Raw genomic sequence first — 18038 nt, 5'->3', positions numbered from 1 at the left:
AAAAAGCAAATTCCTTTATATATTTGCCCAGGTATCTAGAAATATAAATATTTATATATTGAAGGTTGTAGCAAGGTAGAATTTTATATTTCTGGAGTGTTGAAAAGCGAAATTATTTCTGAAACAAATAAGAATCACGAATGAAAACGAGACGGGATTTTATAAAAATTTCAACAGTCGGTGCCGGAGCAGCAGCAATAACTTATAAGGCTTTTGGTTCAAAAGGATTTGGCCTTTTTGAATCAAACTCTGTTGATCCGGTAAGTGATGAGGAACTAACTCCTTATCCTACCTATTGCGAGGTATGTTTCTGGAAATGTGCCGCCTGGGCTTATGTTGACAAAAGTGGTAAAATTAGAAAAATTGTTGGAAACAAAAATGATCCACATTGTAACGGTCGTTTGTGCCCCAGAGGAACTGGCGGCGTTGGGATGGTTTACGATGAGGATAGGTTGAAAACGCCGCTTATCCGGGAAACCCGAACCGACGGAACTCAGCATTTTAGAGAAGCTACCTGGGAAGAGGCGCTTGACAAAGTTGCCAGCAAAATGAAAGAGGTAAAAGAAAAATACGGACCGGAGGCTTTTGGTTTATTCAATCACGGGACACCGGGCGGACAGTTCCATCATCTTTTGCGCGCCTATGGTTCGGAAAGTAATGCAGAACCAGCGTTTGCAAACTGCCGCGGCCCGCGTTCATCTGCTTATTTTTCTACTTTTGGAGCCTATGTCGGTTCGCCGGAAAGTACCGATATTCGGGATACCAATTGTTTGGTTCTAATCGGTTCACATATTGGTGAAAACATGCACAATTCGCAGGTGCAGGAAATGTCTGACGCTATTGATAAAGGTGCGACAATTATTACTGTTGACCCACGATATTCAACGGCGGCAGCTCACTCCAGTTTCTGGCTGCCCATAAAACCGGCTACTGATATCGCACTTCTGATGGCATGGATTCATGTATTAATTTATGAAGGACTATACGATAAAGATTATGTTGAAAAATATACTTTTGGGCTGGAATACCTGAAAGATCATGTAAAAAATATGACTCCGGAATGGGCGTATGGAATTACGACCATTGAACCGGAACAAATTCGGAAAACTGCAAGGGCGATGGCCGGAGCCGCTCCTGCGGTGGTTATTCATCCCGGACGCCACGTGGTTTGGTACGGTGACGATACCCAAAGGGGAAGAGCAATGGCGATTCTAACAGCTCTGCTTGGCGCCTGGGGAAAACGAGGCGGGCTTTATTTCCCGGAAGGAGTTTCTGTTCCTGCTTATCCGCATCCGCATTTTCATGAACCAGAATGGACATGGAAAGATTGGAATGCAGGAAGATATCCGCTCGCAACAATGGGAATTACTACCGAATTATTAAAAGCTTCGGTTCCAAAATACAATTACAAACACCAGGTAAAAGCCTGGCTGGTAGCCGGAACAAATCTTCCGCTTTCAATGCCGGATAAACGATTATTTAAGGAGGCTGCTGATGCCGTTGAATTTATTGCAGTGATGGATACTATGCCAATGGATATTACTGGTTACGCCGATGTTGTTCTGCCGGAAGCAACTTATTTGGAAAGATACGATGTAATCCGCTCTGCTGCGAATCGTGAGCCCAATATCGCTTTACGAATGCCGGCAATTGAGCCGAAATACAATACAAAACCCGGCTGGTGGATCGCAAAACAAATTGGTGAAAGATTAGGACTTCATGATTATTTTAATTTTGAAGACTATTCTGAAGTTATTGATTGGCAGTTAAAACAGTTGGGGACTTCGCTGGAGGAAATGAAAAAAATCGGAGTAAAAAAATATCCGAGAAAAAGTGGTCCTTTATATCTTGGTGATGGAGAAGATTTTGAGTTTAACACAAGTACAGGAAAGATAGAATTATATTCTGTCGATTTCGCCGACCACGGATTTGATCCGATTCCGAAATATACAAAACACCCGGAACCACCGGCGAATTTTTATCGACTCATTTACGGACGTGCACCAATGCATACGTTTAGCCGTACTTCAAACAATCCAAATTTGTCAGATTTGATGAGTGAAAACAGTGTTTGGGTAAATCCCAAAGTGGCTGATTTGTGGGGATTAAAACGAGATCAGGAAGTTTGGCTGAAAAACCAGGACGGCGTAATAACTTCTTTCCCCGTGAAAGTCAGGGTAACCGAAAGAATTCGCTGGGATTCTGTTTATATGGTACACGGATTTGGTCATAACAATAAAAAACTTTCACGTGCTTTTGGCCGTGGAGCGAGCGATACAGAAATGATTACCAATGTTGCAGTTGACCCGATTATGGGAGGAACCGGAATGAGAGGAAACTTTATAACATTTTTAACTGAAGATCCAGCTTTGGAAGGAAAGGAGGTTAAAGCATGAGATACGCAATGGCAATTGACACCAAAAAGTGTGTCGGATGTGGCGACTGTGTAGTAGCCTGCCAAACAGAAAATAATGTTCCGCACGGCTATTGCCGCGACTGGATTGTGGAACGCGTTGACGGAACCTACCCAAGTCTCGATTTGGAATTTCGTTCAGAGCGTTGTAATCACTGCGATAATTCTCCATGTGTAAGATGCTGCCCAACCGGAGCCAGTCATATTGAGGATGGCGGTATTGTTTTGGTGGAACACAACAAGTGTATTGGTTGTGGAGCCTGTATTCAATCCTGTCCTTACGATGCAAGGTATTCGCATCCGGAAGGGTATGTTGATAAATGTACTTTTTGTATCCACCGTGTCAAAAAAGGCCAAAACCCGGCTTGTGTTGAGGTTTGCCCAACCAAGTGTCTTCATTTTGGAGATTTGGATGACCCGAACAGTGATGTTTCTCTGGCAATAAAAGACCGGAAATGGAAAGTTTTAGCTCCTGAAGCCGGAACAAAACCTCAATTGTATTTTCTTACATAACCCGTAAAATTTTGCAAGATGAAAGAAGAACTTTTTGTAAGCGGACGAAATATACCCAACATTGATCCCTACCTGAATATCTGGCACTGGCAGATTCCTCTCTATTTGTTTTTGGGAGGCTTGGCTGCCGGAGTATTGTTTTTTGCCGGATATTTTGTTGTTCGGGGAAAAGAAAAAAAGATGCAGGCTACTGTAAAATGGGCACCGATTATTGCTCCCATTGCACTTGTTCTTGGTCTTGGAGCACTATTCTGGGACTTAAAACATAAACTGTATTTCTGGCAATTGTATACAACTATTCGCCTGGAATCGCCAATGGGCTGGGGTGCCTGGACACTAATGATAATCACTCCGATATCATTTGTGTGGGTAGCAAGTTATATGAAGGAAATTTTTCCCTGGTGGGACTGGAAATTTAAGTTTCTTGATAAATTTGAAGCTTTTGTAATTAAGTACCGTGTTTACCTGGCGTGGGTAATGATGATTTATTCCATTATTCTTGGGGTTTACACCGGCATTTTATTGTCAGCATTTAATGCCCGGCCACTTTGGAATACTTCTATACTCGGACCACTTTTTCTTGTATCCGGGTTTTCAACGGGATTGGCCGCTACAATCTGGATAAGTAAGGATGAAAAGGAACGAAAGATTTTAAGTCGGATAGATCTGATTTTTATTTTTGTTGAATTATTTCTGATTGTCCATTTATTCATGGGGTTCCTTGCTGGTTCGGAAACAGCGATTGAGGCAGCCAGACTGTTTCTTGGCGGACAATTTACGGTTAGTTTCTGGGTATTTGTTGTTTTGCTTGGACTAATTTTCCCGGCAACTCTGGAGACACTTGAACTGTGGGGTTATCATGTTCCCAAATGGCTGCCTTCGGCATTAATTTTATTTGGTGGATTTATGTTCCGCTTTATAATGGTTGAAGCCGGTCAGATAACCAGGTATTTATATTAAAAAACATCACAATATGAAAAATACAATGGATAATCAACCTAAATATATAAATCCCTATCTGGGAGGAGTATTACTCGGACTGCTTATTATAGTCACTGTTTTTATCACAGGAAGGGGGCTTGGAGCCAGCGGGGCAATCAAAAGTTCGGTGGTGACAACGGCAAATACAATTTCACCCGAGAGTACAAAAGAAAATGCTTATATGGGGCAATTTGTGAGTGACGACCATTCGCCAATGTATACCTGGTTGGTTTTTGAATCTCTGGGAGTTTTCCTGGGAGGATTGTTATCAGGAATAATTTTTGGCCGCGTGAAAAAATTTCGTACCGATCATGGCCCAAAAATCACATCAAGAAAACGTTTGATTTTTGCTTTGATTGGTGGAGCGCTATTTGGAATTGGCAGTCAGTTTGGCCGAGGATGTACCAGTGGTGCTGCATTAAGTGGCAGTGCGACCTTTGCGTTGGGCGGTGTAATCGTTATGTTTTCCATTTTTGGAACAGGTTACATCCTGGCGTATTTCTTTAGAAAATTATGGATTTAGAAAAACAAATTAAAAGATAGTAAAAATGGGACCTTTAATTCCAAATGGTATAATCGGTGGAGGCTGGGATTTTGTAATCGCTATTTTGTTAGGAGTAGCTTTTGGCTTTATTCTTGAAGCTTCCGGCTTTTCATCCTCCAGAAATATTACCGGTGTATTTTACGGATACAATTTTGTTGTACTCCGCGTGTTTTTCACCGCATTAATTGTTGCAATGGTTGGCCTGATGTATTTCGACTATTTTGGCTGGCTTGATCTTTCCAAAATATTTATTCTTCCAACCTATGTAACCCCAATGATTTTTGGAGGCGTAGTAATGGGACTGGGATTTATCCTGGGTGGCTTCTGCCCCGGAACAAGTTTTACCGCTATTGCAATTGGTAAACTGGATGCACTGCTTTTTACCATCGGATTGTACATTGGCATTTTTATCTTTTCTCTTGGATATCCGCTTATCGAAGGTTTTTACAATAGCGGAAATCTAGGGAATGTTACATTAACTGATGTGACCGGAATTCCTGCAGCCTGGTTTGCTCTGGTATTTACAGTGGTTGCGCTTGCCGCCTTCTGGGGAACAATGATTATCGAAAAGCGTGTTCGAAAAAATATGAAAGAATATAAATTTTAGTCTGATGAATCGAAATTATATATTTCTAACGATACTCATGATCGTGTTGGCTGTTGGCACGTTAATGCTGAAACCCGCAAAAGAGTTGAAACAAATTGAACCGGAAATACTTCTAAAAGAAATCGTTCAGCCAACAAGGTATATTTCAACAGATGAAGTTGCAAAAATGATAATACAGGGAGACCCGTCGTTGATGTTAGTGGACGTCAGAAGTGAAGAAGAATACGATGAGTATTCACTTCCGCGGTCACTGAATATTCCTATGAATAGTTTACTTGAGAAAGATAATCTAACGTATTTTGGAGTACCGGGAACAAAAGTGGTTTTTGTTTCCAACGACGATATTAAAGCCGATCAGACCTGGGTACTTACCAAACGGCTTGGATTTAACAGTACCTATGTAATGAAGGGTGGTTTGAATTGCTGGATGGAAACGATTATCGATCCTGTTGAGCCAAGCCCGGATGCAGAAGAAACTGAATTCAAAACTTATTCTTTTAGAAAAGGAGCTCAAATGTATTTTACAGGAGCACAGGTTGACGATTTCAACGACTCAAAAGTTGAGGTTCAGGTGCGCCGTAAAGAGAAAACATCAGTAGCTTCAGGAGGTTGTTAAAGTTAAATCTGATAAGAAGAATATCATGCATATACACGAATTAAATCCTTGGAGAACATTAATTGTAGTCGTAATTTTTGTTGTGATTTTGATTGCTGGTTTTGTTACGATGACAAAGCCTTTGCTAACTTATCATTTGGATATGAATGAAAGTATACAACAACTTAGTGATGAAGATGCTTATTTTTATCCATGGGAACTGGATGGTTTTATAAAAAAGGAAGCTCAAAATGTAGTTCTTTTTGACATCCGCGACAATTTTATTTTTGGGCAAGGGCATATTCCCGGAGCAGAAAACATATCAGCCAACGATTTGACTCAGGAAGATAATGTTGAACGGCTGGAGAAATTAAATGAAATGGGCGTTACGGTTGTTTTGTATGGCGAAAATCAGCTACAGGCTAACGGCCCGTGGATGTTGTTTCGGCAGGTCGGTTTCGACAACGTAAAGATTTTGGCTGGCGGGTATCAATATTATGCAGAAAATAAAGAAAACTTGTTGGCTGCAAAAGACAACAACTCTTTCAAAAAAGGAATTCCAAGATATGATTTTGCGGAAAAAGCTGCTCCAAAAGATGGAGCTGCTGTTTCAACAACGGCAAAAAAGCCTGTTCAGGTGCAGCGAAGACAAAAAAGTACTGTTGCAGCGGGAGGTTGCTAACAAGTAAAATTTGCAACAACGGAAAAGATTTTCGTTTTAAAATAGTTTGACAAGGTCCCGGAGAAAATTCTTTGGGATTTTTTTATTTCAGTTTTTTATTCCAGCAACTACAACTATTTTTACATTCTAAATTGCAAAAATTAAACACATGTCAAAGATTCTGGTAATTGATGATGAACGAAGTATCCGAAATACACTGAAAGATATCCTGGAGTATGAAAAATACGAAGTAGATTTGGCTGAAGACGGAAATAAAGGTATTGAAAAAGTAAGAAATACAGAATATGACATAGTTCTTTGCGATATTAAAATGCCCGGACTGGATGGGATAGAAGTTTTGGAAAGAATGAATGTTTTGGCGCCTGATACTCCGGTGGTTATGATATCGGGGCATGGCAATATTGATACTGCTGTTGAGTCGATAAAAAAAGGCGCATTTGACTACATTGAAAAGCCCCTTGATTTGAATCGCTTGCTGATTACAATCCGTAATGCGATGGACAAGTCGAATCTGGTAACAGAAACTAAAAATTTAAAAAAGAAGGTCAGTAAAAAATATGAGATAGTTGGCGAATCAAAAGCCATTGGCGCAGTTGTGGAAATGGCAGACAGGGTTGCTCCAACTGATGCAAGGGTTTTGATAACAGGTTCAAACGGCACAGGTAAAGAATTGGTAGCCCGCCGGATTCATGAGCAAAGTAACCGGGCATCCGGTCCGTTTGTAGAGGTAAATTGTGCTGCCATTCCTTCCGAACTGATAGAAAGTGAACTTTTTGGTCATGAAAAAGGTGCATTTACTTCGGCTGTTAAACAACGAAAAGGAAAATTTGAACAGGCAAATGGTGGTACTCTTTTTCTTGATGAGATCGGTGATATGAGTTTGTCGGCGCAAGCAAAAGTTTTGCGTGCTTTGCAAGAGAGTATTATTTCAAGGGTTGGCGGCGACAAACAAATAAAAGTAGATGTTCGGGTAGTGGCTGCAACCAATAAAAATCTTTCCAACGAAATTGCAGACAATAAATTCCGTGAGGATTTGTATCACCGTTTGAGTGTAATTTTAATTCATGTTCCTTCTTTAAATGACAGGCTGGAAGATATTCCATTATTGGCTTACCATTTTATCAAACAGATTTGCGGAGAATATGGAATGCCGGAAAAAGAAATTACAGATGAAGCAGTAGCCGAGTTACAGAAAATAAACTGGACAGGGAACATACGAGAATTTAGAAATGTGATTGAAAGGTTGATTATTTTGTGTGATAAAAAAATAACTGATGACGATGTTTTACGATTTGCCGCACCTTTAAAATAAAATTTTCTTTCCCCAAATTAAGAACAACTTGTCTTTTTTATTGTTACAGTTGATACAAATGTTCCTGAAAGAGAACATTTTTAATTATTGCGTGTTTTTTAAGAAGCCTCTGGAAACGGAAGAGTACAATTTGTCATGGCGTATTATTAATCTTTCCCTCGGGAAAAAATTATCTTCGGTTTACCAGGGGCTTTTCTTTTGTATAACGGGCTTAAAATCCTGGAAATCTTTAAATTTAAAAATCCACCTTTGTCAGATAAAAGACGACATTCAGAATAATATACAAAAAGATAGAGAGAGCCAATCCGTAAGCTTTGAAAATAATTATCATCGCCCCCGAAAGCAGAAGAAATATGTAACGATACCAATTTTCTTTTACCGATAATGATTTAATTTTTAATGAAAACATTGGCAGATTGATGACCATCATTCCTGATGTGAAAACACCGAGGAACAGTAAATTTTTGGTGTTGAAAACAAGCTGAAACAGTTTTTCATTTCCCGGAAATTGAAGAATTAAACCCAATGATGCCCAAAGCAGAGCATTGGCAGGAATGGGAAGCCCCCGGAAAAATGGCTCCTCAGAAAAAGAAGAGTTAAACCGGGCCAGGCGGATAGCTCCAAAAACCGGAATTAAAAAAGCAGAGAAAAGAATTAACCATTCGTACCATTGGCCTGAGATTTCATAAACAGGTAAATTTTTGTCAAACAGTGAAAATTCAAAAAGGGTAAAAAGAATAGCTCCGGGGGCAAGACCAAACGAAACCACGTCAGCAAGAGAATCCAGTTGTTTGCCAACTTCGGAATATGCGTGGAGAAGACGAGCTGCCAAACCGTCCATAAAATCAAAAACGGCAGCAAAACAGATAAATACACCAGCCCAGATTAAATGCCCGTCGATGGCAAAGATTACAGCCAACGAACCTGATAAAAGGTTTAAAGAAGTAATAAAATTGGGTATTTGCCCGACAATTTTTTTCATTTCTTTGAATTAGAGTGTTGCAAGAATGGTTTTTCCACCTATGGATTTTTGATGCAGCGAAACGTTTATTTTTGCATCTGCCGGAAGAAAAACATCAACACGTGATCCAAATCTGATAAATCCGTACTCCTGTCCCTGAACCACAAAATCTCCCGGTTTTTTATAGTTTGCAATTCTTCGGGCCACTGCTCCGGCAATTTGCCGCGACAGAATCTGTGTCCCGTCTTTCATTTTAAAAACGGTTGAACAACGTTCGTTTTCTTCTGACGATTTCGCTATAAATGCAGGGTAAAAGCGTCCGTTTTTATGATGTACATAAACTACTTCTCCCGAAACCGGAGCCCGGTTCTGGTGTACATTCAGCGGCGACATAAAAATGGAAACCTGGATACGCTCATCCTTAAAATAGTCTTTTTCATAAAGCGGTTCGATGGCTACAATATCTCCATCGGCGGGAGCAAGCACATGTGTTTCGTTTAGCTCAATTTTGCGGTTTGGAACTCTGAAAAAGAAAACAATAAGTGCAGCCAGCACCAATGACGCAACCATTAAAAAATAGAAAATTAAGTATTCTTTCAGAAAAAAATAGACCAACGCATCCAATACCGCCAAAAAGAAAAAAGCGATGGGTATTATTTTTACACCTTCTCTGTGAATTCTCATGAAATATTTCCTCCTAATATTAACCAGACATAAATAACCGGAATCACAAATAATAAACTGTCTAAGCGGTCAAGAAAGCCACCATGCCCGGGCAATATATTCCCTGAGTCTTTAATTTTTAATTCGCGTTTTATTTTTGATTCAAAAAGATCTCCAAATGTTCCGAACAGAACAACCAACGCTGCAGTTACAATCCATACGGTTACCGAAAGCGACTGAAAGATGACTGCATTTAGTATTCCCATTATAACCGCAAAAACTGCACCTCCAATCAGTCCTTCCCACGATTTATTGGGTGATATTCTTTCACACATTTTATGTTTGCCAAATTTTGAACCGATTAAGTATGCCATTGAATCGTAAATCCATATGATAAAAAATAGTCCGGTCAAAATCCAGGGATAAAACTGACTGTTTTCCGGAAAACCGGGAAAGACAATAAAATTTAGTAAAGCAAATGGTATGGCCACATAAATAAAGCCACTTATTGTGATGAAGTTATTTTGCAGGGAATTTTCTTTTTTGCGCAAGACCTCTGAAAGTAGGATGATTATTAAAAATGGAAAAATAAGAAGGCAAAATTGAAAGGGAATGATTTTTCGGGCAGCAAAATAACAGGCAGCAAACAATAGTCCTCCTGTAACCAAGCCAATAATCTTTTGAGGATTAAAATCGCCGTTTTTCATCAGAATGTAAAATTCAAGCTGTGTCACAACCATAAGCGGCAGAAAAACAAGAGCAAAAATAGCCGGATGAATCATTGTTCCTGCCAGAATTACGGCCACGTAAATAATCCCGGTTAATGAACGTTTTAGGAGGTTGTTCAATTTTTTAAATTTTTAAGTAGTTTAACAGAGCGTGTATAGTCCGCATCAGCCACGTAAACCAGATACTCCCCAAAACTTTTATATGCTGTATCCTGCTGGTTCATAACAATTGCTTTAATACCGTTATTTTCCAGAATTTCCCGTGCCATCTCAGCTTTATACTCATGGGCAGTCATGTACACTTCTTTCCAGCCTTCTTCCATTTTGCAAAGGTAAATAAATTGAATTATTTTTCAGACTAAAAATACATGAAGCTCTTTGGGGCCGTGCGCTCCAAGAATTAGTGTTTTCTCGATATCGGCAGTCCGGCTGGGGCCTGTAATAATTGTAACCAGCGAAGGCAAATTATTTTTGTATTTTTCAGCAATACCTGAATAGGCACTTTCAAGATAATCAACGACCTGTTTCTTTTGGGCTATTACAATATGAACAGGCGGATAAACAAACATTTGGCGCCCGCCGGCTTGTATAGAACTTACCATTACTGACCCCGTGTGGGCAATAAGAAATTCGCAGCCGGTTATTCCCGCTTCAACATTCTCATTAAAATGGTTACAGGTTGAAAATTTGATATTGTATTCTTCTAAAAGTTTTTGAAGTTCAGGTTCTTTACAACAAATATTTTTAGCTGAATATTTTTTCAGCAAACGCTGAAGTTCTGAAAAAAGTTCGTTTTGGTTATCAAACAAATAAACACTCCCGTTTACCTTTTCCAGATTTTCTTTAAAAGCCACATCCAGCGGCTCTTCAATGGAATGATAAACGGGAGTGTCAAAATCAGGCTTTTCAGGCAAAAAATGTTGGGTGTTTTTTAATTTTTCTAATATCTCCTGCCTTGCCGATTTCATTTATGCTGATATTACCTGGCTTTCAGAATCCTCTGATTTTTCTTCTATTTCCTTATTTCCAGAAATATTTTGGCGTTGTTTTTCAGCTACACCGGTTTCTTTGTTCCAGGGACGTTTCCCAAAGATTTCTTCCAGATCTTCACTGAAAATAACCTCTTTTTCCAAGAGACGATCGGCCAGCTTTTTGTGCCCCTCAGCATTGTCTTTCAGAACTTTTAGCGCTCTTACATACTGTGCATCGATAAGAATCTTTACTTCTTCATCGATTAACTCTGCTGTTTTTTCGCTATATGGTTTTGTAAATGTGTAATCGTTCTGTCCGCTTGAGTCGTAAAAACTTACATTGCCTACCTTTTCGCTCATACCAAAAATACTAACCATTGCATAAGCTTGTTTGGTAATTTTTTCCAAATCGTTCTGTGCACCGGAAGAGATTTTTCCAAAGATTATTTCTTCTGCAGCTCGTCCTCCCAATGCCGAACACATTTCGTCGAGCAGTTGTTCTTTGGTAGTGATAGAGCGTTCTTCAGGTAAATACCAGGCCGCACCTAAAGCTTTTCCACGGGGTACGATTGTTACTTTAACCAGTGGATGTGCATGTTCGAGCAGCCAACTGATGGTGGCGTGACCGGCTTCGTGGTAGGCAATGGTTTTCTTTTCTTCCTGTGAAATGATTTTATTTTTCTTTTCCAGACCACCAATAATACGATCAACGGCATCCAGAAAGTCTTGCTTGGTAACTGCTTCCCTGTTTTTACGCGCTGCTATTAATGCAGCTTCGTTACAAACGTTGGCAATATCGGCACCTGAAAAACCTGGTGTTTGTTTCGCCAGAAATTCAACATTTACACTTTGATCCAATTTGAGTGGGCGGAGATGAACATTGAATATTGCTCCGCGTTCGTTCAAATCGGGCAGCTCAACGTGTATCTGGCGGTCAAAACGTCCGGCACGCATCAGTGCCCGGTCAAGAACATCGGCACGGTTTGTAGCAGCAAGAATAATAACACCACTGTTGGTGTCAAACCCATCCATTTCGGTCAATAATTGATTTAAGGTATTTTCTCTCTCATCATTTGAACCAAAATTGGGGTTTCTTCCACGTGCTCTCCCAATTGCATCAATCTCATCAATAAATACAATACAAGGCGCCTTTTCTTTGGCTTGTTTGAACAGGTCACGCACACGTGAAGCACCTACACCAACAAACATTTCAACAAAGTCGGAACCAGACATAGAGAAAAACGGTACGTTTGCTTCCCCTGCCACAGCTTTTGCCAATAATGTTTTTCCGGTTCCGGGAGGCCCCACTAAAAGCGCTCCTTTCGGAATTTTTCCACCTAATTTGGTGTATTTCGCCGGGCTTTTAAGGAATTCCACAATTTCTTCCACTTCCTGTTTTGCTTCTGCCAGCCCGGCAACATCTTTAAAATTAGTTGAAACTTTCTGGTCTTTATCAAATATTTTTGCCTGTGATTTTCCAACATTAAAAATACCACCGGCTCCTCCACCGGCTCCTCCGCGGCTCATTCTTCTGAAAATCCACCACCAAAGTAAAATGATTAGTACAAACGGGCCGATGGTCCATAAAATTTCTCCTGCCCAGTTACGTTCTTCCTTATACTCGGGAAGCACTTCATAATCCGTTCCTTCCTGGGCTTCACGTAAATTGCGTTCGAATGTTTCCACCGAACCAATATTAAACGTAAAGTGAGGTCCGCTTTCTGAAGGCTTTGAAAAGTTGCCGCTAAATTCAGATTCGTATTTATCAAGCCTGTCTTTTTTTATGTAAATGTTGGCGTGCTTTTCATTTACAACAACAATCCTTTCGATATCCTGGTTAGCCAGCATCGTTGATTTTACTTCACTCCAGTTGGTTTCAACCGGGCCTCGTGAATTGCTAAAGTAAAACTGAACAATAATGAAAACAATGGCAATTATCCCATAGATCCAATAGGCATTGAATTTTGGCCCTTTCCCATCATTCTTTTTGTTAGAGTTAAATGAGCCAAATGGATTGGTTGGCTTATTTTGTTTATTTTTATCGTCTGCCATAATTAATTTCAATTTTCTGCTTCTATTTTTGTAATTTTTGCGTCAGCCCAAAGGCCTTCAAGGTTATAAAATTCTCTTGCGTCTTTTTGAAAAACATGAACCATAATCTCTCCGTAATCAATTAAAATCCATATTGCGTTTTTGTATCCGTCGCGGTGCCAGGCTTTTTCTCCTGTATGTTTTTCAACAACTTCTTCAACTGATTGTGATATCGCATTTACCTGCGTATTTGAGTTTCCATGGCATATTACAAAGTATCCACATTCAGTATGATGTATTGTATTTAAATCAATTATTGTTATTTCCTTTCCTTTAATTCGGTTAATTCCTTCCAGAATTGCTTCAATTGTTTTGTCTGTTTCTTCCTTTTTCCCTGTCATATATTTTTATTGTACCATACAAAGATAATCTTTTTGCCTTATTCCCATTTTTTGTATTTTCATTTCTGTTTTAGTGCATCCAACCATGCTGTGATGTAAAAAACCATTTCATCAATAAAAAGTTGACGAGTTAAAGTAAAAATGTATGAATTTTTCGGACAAAAATTATATTGTTTTGAACGCAGTTGAATCTACCAACAACTATGCCAACCAGTTAATTATGTCGAAACAGGCAGTAGAAGGCACTGTCGTTTTGGCATATTTTCAGGAGAAAGGCAGAGGACAACGTGGCAATTACTGGGAAAGTGAAAAAGGAAAAAATTTACTGACCAGCATAATTTTGTTCCCCGGATTTTTACCCGCTGAAAGACAATTTGCTATATCAAAGATTGTTAGCCTTGCTTTGTATGACTTCCTTAATAGCAAAACTTTGGATGTGTCGATAAAATGGCCCAACGATTTGTATCTGGGAAGTAGAAAGATCGCCGGCATTTTGATAGAAAATGGTGTAAAAGGAAGAAATATTTTTTCATCGGTGCTGGGAATTGGTTTAAACCTGAACCAAAAAGAGTTTGTTTCCGGCGCTCCAAATCCGGTTTCGTTACAACAAATTACAGGCAAAGAATACAATATTCACGACGTACTGGATGAAATCGTGGAACTAATTTTTAAGTGGTATCAGAGATTAGCAAATGGAGATTTTGAATATATCGATTCCATGTATTTTGAGCGGCTTTTTCGAAAAAATATGTGGAGTATCTTTAAAGACGGAGATGGTGAATTTAAAGCAAAGATTATTGGAATTGGTGAATTCGGCCAATTGATTTTAAAGAGGCAAAATGGAAAACTTTCTGAGTATATGTTTAAGGAAGTTGAGTATATTTTTTGATTTCAGCGGAGGAGCCGGAATTTATTTATAAGGAAGTTTAGACAGTGTGTCAGCCAATTGGTTGATACCTTCCTCCAGTTTGTTTCCTGCCATCATTTTTATCATCATGCTCATTTCTGCGTGTAATGTGAGCCTCATTTTTGTTTTAAAGGCATCGTCAGGTAACAGTTGAATCCAAAAAGTAAAACTCAGCGGGAGGCTCCCCGAACTTTCAACTTTGATGGTTTTAAAAGGATCGCGGTTTACAATTTTAATTTCAGCAACTCCCATCCCGGTAATTTTAAATTTGCAGGAATCACGGTCGGATTGGAAATCGGTAATTTTAACCTGCGGTACTTGTTTGGTTATTTTTTCAATCAATCCTGAATTGAGATAAGCCGCCAGATTTTCAAAATTGGAAAGGTAATTAAAAACAACCTGTTCGTTTTGGTCAATTATTTTTACGTCACTTACATATTTGTGTAAACTCATAACTTTCTGTTTGTAATGAAAAAAAATCCCGCATAAGCGGGATCTCTATCCTTGGTTTCCAAAAATTCTACTATTTACCCCAGTTTGCCGGGTCTTCGCGCCATTCCATCAGCGATTCAACTTCTTCCTTTGTAATTTCTCCCTCTGCCAGGGCAAGGTCGATTAAAATCTGGTACCGGCTTAATGTTGTCAGTTCAACTTTTGCTTTTTTGAAGTTTTCTTTTGCATGTGGAAAATTATAGGTGAAAATTGCCACCATTCCAACTACTTCTCCTCCAAAATTGCTCACAGCTTCCGCAGCTTTCAGGCTACTTACACCGGTTGATACCAAATCTTCAATAATTACCACTTTTTGTCCGGGTTTCAGGTCTCCCTCAATCAGGTTTTCCAGTCCGTGTCCTTTGGGTTTGGAACGAACATAAATAAATGGTAATCCAAGTTTGTCAGCTACCAATACGCCGTGTGCAATTGCACCGGTTGCAACCCCTGCAATTACTTCTGCATCGGGGTATTTTTCCCGGATTAATTCCACAAATTTATCGCAGATAAATGTCCGGGTTTCCGGATAAGAAAGTATCTTTCGGTTATCGCAATATATGGGCGACTTCCATCCCGATGCCCAGGTAAAAGGGCTTGACGGCTGTATTTTTATCGTATTTATTTCAAGTAATTTTTTTGTTACTTCAATTTGAGTTGATTCCATAATTTTGCAGTAATTTTTTAATTAAGAACAAATGTATAAAGTTTTTTTTAATCAAAAATTGATAAACATTTCCACCCGGGAGAATATAACATTAAATAAAACAACCATTCAGAGCACCGATTCATTTAATGTTTTTGATGTCCGGAGGTGGTTTTATAATTTTATTTTGGATAATGCCACTGAGACTGTTTTAACTCATTCATCTCCTGTTGATTTTTTTGAAGTATTTAAATCGGCTTTTATACAAATTGATGCTGCCGGCGGAGTTGTTTTTAATGGTGAAGGGAAGCTGTTATTTATACTAAGAAATGGAGTGTGGGATTTACCAAAAGGTAAAGTAGAGGAAGGTGAGACAACCAGCGACGCGGCCATTCGGGAGGTGGAGGAAGAATGTGGAATAACCGGATTACAAATTGCCAGAGAATTACCTTCAACTTATCATGTTTACCAATCGCCTTACAAAAAAAGCAAAGGTGAGTGGATTTTTAAAGAAACATTTTGGTATGATATGAATTACAGTGGAGCACAAACAGGTGTCCCTCAGCAAGAAGAAGGCATTACAAAAATAAAATGGTTTGCACCTGCTGAACTCGGCGAGGTTTTGGAAAATACTTACGAAAATCTAAAACAAATAATCAATCTTTACCGGGTTTGATTTCTTTGTCGTTTGAAAAGTTCTTGTTGCAGAAAGGAACCAAATTGTTGCTCAAACCCGTCGAGAGGAGCTTTGGTGTTTTCAAAAACAATTTTATGATTTTCATCAAGAAGAAAACAGCTGGGAAATGCCTTTATTTTATATTTGCGAATAAATTCGCCTGTCTCGTCAACGAGTTGCTTTCCCGGAATCTGGTTTTTATCGAGAAACATTTTCATTTCAATAATATCGGTTTTCCGCATTACCGGAATAATTTCCAGGTGTTGCTGAAACTGTTCTTCAATTTTGGCCAAATATTTTAAATGTTCCTGACAAACTATCATCTCAGCGTCGGCAAAAATCAAATATTTAAATTTGTCTTTGTTGTCGTCTGAACATTTGTGGTGCCCATTTATGTCTTTTAAACAGATTACCGGAGCTTTTACACCGGGAAGTAAAAATGTAAGTTTTTCGATTACATTTTTTGTATAAGTAATAATTATCTCCGACGAATTTTTTTTCCATTGTTCTGACTCCAGCAGCTGAATAATAGCCGAACGGGGAAATTCACCGGAATAAAAAGCATCGTAAAGCATTTTTAATGTTGCAAGTTGTATAACCTGGCCGGTTAAATTGTATTTGTTTTTTACGAAACCGGTCAGATAGTCGGCATCAAGCCGGGCGATGGCATTTTTGATTTTATCGCCATCTTTCGATTTTGCATCAAAACTGAGCCTGTTGGTGAAAATTCTTTCGAAGTAACTTATAAATGCGGGATGCTGCCAGTAATCCGGGGGAACAGTAGAGAGAATTGCAGAGCCGTCCTCCGGGTTTTGTCTGAAAACTTCAGATTCTAAAAATTTTATTTTGAGTTTTTTGTGGTTTTCAAAAACAGAATTATTGGATTTTGGGAAATCGTTGTTGAGAATGAAAACAATTGAGTCGTAAACTTCGCGTGATTGTTTAAAATAAAGCCGGTTAAAATATTTTTCGCTATTGGTAAGTTGGCCAAAACGGGCTTCAAAGTCGAGTATGTTTTGATTTAAACCCTGGGAGTCTTTTTGTTTAAACCAAAAAAGAACAGGCTCAAAAAATGGATTTTTTTGATCGGCAAACGATTTTTCCCGGTATGGAGGGAAAACGGGTTGAATCGTTTTATCCGGTTCGAGGAAAAATTCGCCTCTGTAAATTCCAAAATAACAAAAAACAAATGTTGTTTTAGTAAGCTGAATTTCTGTCCTGAAATGTCCGTCACTGCCAAACTTAATCGAAAACAGTTCCAGTTCGTTTTTCGCAATCGGGTCGGAATAGGTGTAAAACGCAATTCTTTTTCCTGCATATTCCCGGTTTTGACCTTCCAAAACAGTAGAAAAAGCTGCTTTCCCAAATAAAAGCAGGATAATGGTCAGAACAGATAACTTGTTCATGAACAAAAAATTTAGTCTTTGTTTTCCATTTTGAATTCATCCATGTTTAATCCTTTGGGAAGAAACATGCTGGCATCTCCGCCATGTAAAACAATATCACGTATAATTGATGCATTAACAGGAGTATGCTCCGGTAAAGTAAGCAGAAACACCGTTTCAATTTCGGGATGCATTTTTTTGTTTATTTGGGCAATGGCTCGTTCGTATTCAAAATCAGACGAAGTTCGCAAACCTCTTAAAATATATTTTGCCCCCACTTCTTTACAAAAATCGATGGTCAGTCCTTCGTGGATACGAACCTCAATTTTGTCTTCTTTATCAAATACCTGATTAATCCATCGTAACCTTTTTTCAACCGAATAGAAGGATTTTTTGTTGGCATTAAAACCGATCATTACAATAATTTTGTCAAACATAGATACGGCTCTTCTTACGATCGATTCATGTCCAACGGTAAAAGGATCGAATGATCCGGGGAATATGGCTATCTTATCCATCTTTCAAATTTTGCT

21 protein-coding genes are annotated in these 18038 nt (G+C 39.0%); 10 read left to right on the top strand and 11 right to left on the bottom strand.

The annotated features are described in order from the left end of the window. Positions 1–140: 140 nt before the first annotated feature. From GM418_RS06255 to GM418_RS06220, 8 genes are all read left to right on the top strand, one after another. On the top strand, positions 141–2396 hold the full coding sequence (locus GM418_RS06255; protein WP_158864243.1) for a molybdopterin-containing oxidoreductase family protein: 2256 nt from the start codon (positions 141–143) through the stop codon (positions 2394–2396). After that, a complete protein-coding gene (locus tag GM418_RS06250) occupies positions 2393–2926 on the top strand; it encodes a 4Fe-4S dicluster domain-containing protein (RefSeq protein ID WP_158864241.1) in 534 nt (177 codons plus the stop codon). The genes GM418_RS06255 and GM418_RS06250 overlap by 4 nt, the downstream gene beginning before the upstream one ends. A gap of 18 nt (positions 2927–2944) precedes the next feature. Beyond that, a complete protein-coding gene (nrfD, locus tag GM418_RS06245) occupies positions 2945–3886 on the top strand; it encodes an NrfD/PsrC family molybdoenzyme membrane anchor subunit (protein ID WP_158864239.1) in 942 nt (313 codons plus the stop codon). Between the two features lie 13 nt (positions 3887–3899). Further along, on the top strand, positions 3900–4430 hold the full coding sequence (locus GM418_RS06240; RefSeq protein WP_158864237.1) for a YeeE/YedE thiosulfate transporter family protein: 531 nt from the start codon (positions 3900–3902) through the stop codon (positions 4428–4430). 25 nt (positions 4431–4455) lie between these two features. Beyond that, complete coding sequence (locus GM418_RS06235; RefSeq protein WP_158864235.1) at positions 4456–5058, top strand: YeeE/YedE thiosulfate transporter family protein; 603 nt, start codon at positions 4456–4458, stop codon at positions 5056–5058. Between the two features lie 4 nt (positions 5059–5062). Beyond that, on the top strand, positions 5063–5674 hold the full coding sequence (locus GM418_RS06230) for a rhodanese-like domain-containing protein (protein WP_158864233.1): 612 nt from the start codon (positions 5063–5065) through the stop codon (positions 5672–5674). Positions 5675–5699: 25 nt separating this feature from the next. Then, positions 5700–6335: a rhodanese-like domain-containing protein gene (locus GM418_RS06225; RefSeq protein ID WP_158864231.1), complete on the top strand. Its 636-nt coding sequence runs from the start codon at positions 5700–5702 to the stop codon at positions 6333–6335. Between the two features lie 148 nt (positions 6336–6483). Beyond that, the gene (locus GM418_RS06220; RefSeq protein ID WP_158864229.1) at positions 6484–7647 is read left to right on the top strand and encodes a sigma-54-dependent transcriptional regulator; all 1164 of its coding nucleotides are present in this window, start codon (positions 6484–6486) and stop codon (positions 7645–7647) included. Positions 7648–7882: 235 nt separating this feature from the next. On the opposite strand, the gene GM418_RS06215 is transcribed toward GM418_RS06220, so the two are convergent. The 7 genes from GM418_RS06215 to rsfS are packed head-to-tail and all read right to left on the bottom strand — an operon-like array spanning position 7883 to position 13402. Further along, positions 7883–8629: a CDP-alcohol phosphatidyltransferase family protein gene (locus tag GM418_RS06215; protein WP_158864227.1), complete on the bottom strand. Its 747-nt coding sequence runs from the start codon at positions 8627–8629 to the stop codon at positions 7883–7885. A 9-nt stretch (positions 8630–8638) separates the two neighbouring features. Next, positions 8639–9292, bottom strand: coding sequence for a phosphatidylserine decarboxylase family protein (locus GM418_RS06210; RefSeq protein ID WP_158864225.1), 654 nt, complete (start codon positions 9290–9292; stop codon positions 8639–8641). Next, a complete protein-coding gene (locus GM418_RS06205; protein ID WP_158864223.1) occupies positions 9289–10119 on the bottom strand; it encodes a phosphatidate cytidylyltransferase in 831 nt (276 codons plus the stop codon). The genes GM418_RS06210 and GM418_RS06205 overlap by 4 nt, the downstream gene beginning before the upstream one ends. Continuing rightward, positions 10116–10322, bottom strand: coding sequence for a putative signal transducing protein (locus GM418_RS06200; protein WP_158864221.1), 207 nt, complete (start codon positions 10320–10322; stop codon positions 10116–10118). The genes GM418_RS06205 and GM418_RS06200 overlap by 4 nt, the downstream gene beginning before the upstream one ends. Positions 10323–10352: 30 nt before the next feature. Beyond that, positions 10353–10967 (bottom strand): LutC/YkgG family protein, encoded by a 615-nt coding sequence (locus GM418_RS06195; protein ID WP_158864219.1) that lies wholly within the window; start codon positions 10965–10967, stop codon positions 10353–10355. Further along, positions 10968–13022: an ATP-dependent zinc metalloprotease FtsH gene (gene ftsH / locus GM418_RS06190; protein ID WP_158864217.1), complete on the bottom strand. Its 2055-nt coding sequence runs from the start codon at positions 13020–13022 to the stop codon at positions 10968–10970. A gap of 8 nt (positions 13023–13030) precedes the next feature. Further along, positions 13031–13402, bottom strand: coding sequence for a ribosome silencing factor (gene rsfS / locus GM418_RS06185; RefSeq protein ID WP_158864215.1), 372 nt, complete (start codon positions 13400–13402; stop codon positions 13031–13033). A 145-nt stretch (positions 13403–13547) separates the two neighbouring features. On the opposite strand from rsfS, the gene GM418_RS06180 reads away from it, so the two are divergent. Further along, positions 13548–14291, top strand: a complete 744-nt coding sequence (locus tag GM418_RS06180) for a biotin--[acetyl-CoA-carboxylase] ligase (RefSeq protein WP_158864213.1) — start codon at positions 13548–13550, stop codon at positions 14289–14291. Between the two features lie 21 nt (positions 14292–14312). Here GM418_RS06180 and GM418_RS06175 read toward each other — a convergent pair whose 3' ends face one another. Then, positions 14313–14762 (bottom strand): SRPBCC family protein, encoded by a 450-nt coding sequence (locus GM418_RS06175; protein WP_158864211.1) that lies wholly within the window; start codon positions 14760–14762, stop codon positions 14313–14315. A 70-nt stretch (positions 14763–14832) separates the two neighbouring features. Further along, complete coding sequence (gene pyrE, locus GM418_RS06170) at positions 14833–15465, bottom strand: orotate phosphoribosyltransferase (protein WP_158864209.1); 633 nt, start codon at positions 15463–15465, stop codon at positions 14833–14835. Positions 15466–15496: 31 nt separating this feature from the next. Here pyrE and GM418_RS06165 point away from each other — a divergent pair, with 31 nt between their 5' ends. Continuing rightward, entirely contained in the window at positions 15497–16120 is a 624-nt protein-coding gene (locus GM418_RS06165) for an NUDIX hydrolase (RefSeq protein ID WP_158864207.1), read from the top strand. On the opposite strand, the gene GM418_RS06160 is transcribed toward GM418_RS06165, so the two are convergent. Beyond that, complete coding sequence (locus GM418_RS06160) at positions 16108–17526, bottom strand: TlpA family protein disulfide reductase (protein ID WP_158864205.1); 1419 nt, start codon at positions 17524–17526, stop codon at positions 16108–16110. The two genes, GM418_RS06165 and GM418_RS06160, sit on opposite strands and share 13 nt — an antisense overlap. Positions 17527–17537: 11 nt before the next feature. Beyond that, positions 17538–18023: a pantetheine-phosphate adenylyltransferase gene (coaD, locus tag GM418_RS06155; RefSeq protein WP_158864203.1), complete on the bottom strand. Its 486-nt coding sequence runs from the start codon at positions 18021–18023 to the stop codon at positions 17538–17540. Positions 18024–18038 lie beyond the last annotated feature (15 nt).

This window comes from Maribellus comscasis (genome assembly GCF_009762775.1).
In the GTDB taxonomy this organism is placed as follows: domain Bacteria; phylum Bacteroidota; class Bacteroidia; order Bacteroidales; family Prolixibacteraceae; genus Draconibacterium; species Draconibacterium comscasis.
Note: the sequence above shows the minus strand (reverse complement) of the source record. Positions and strands in the feature narration are given on the sequence as shown.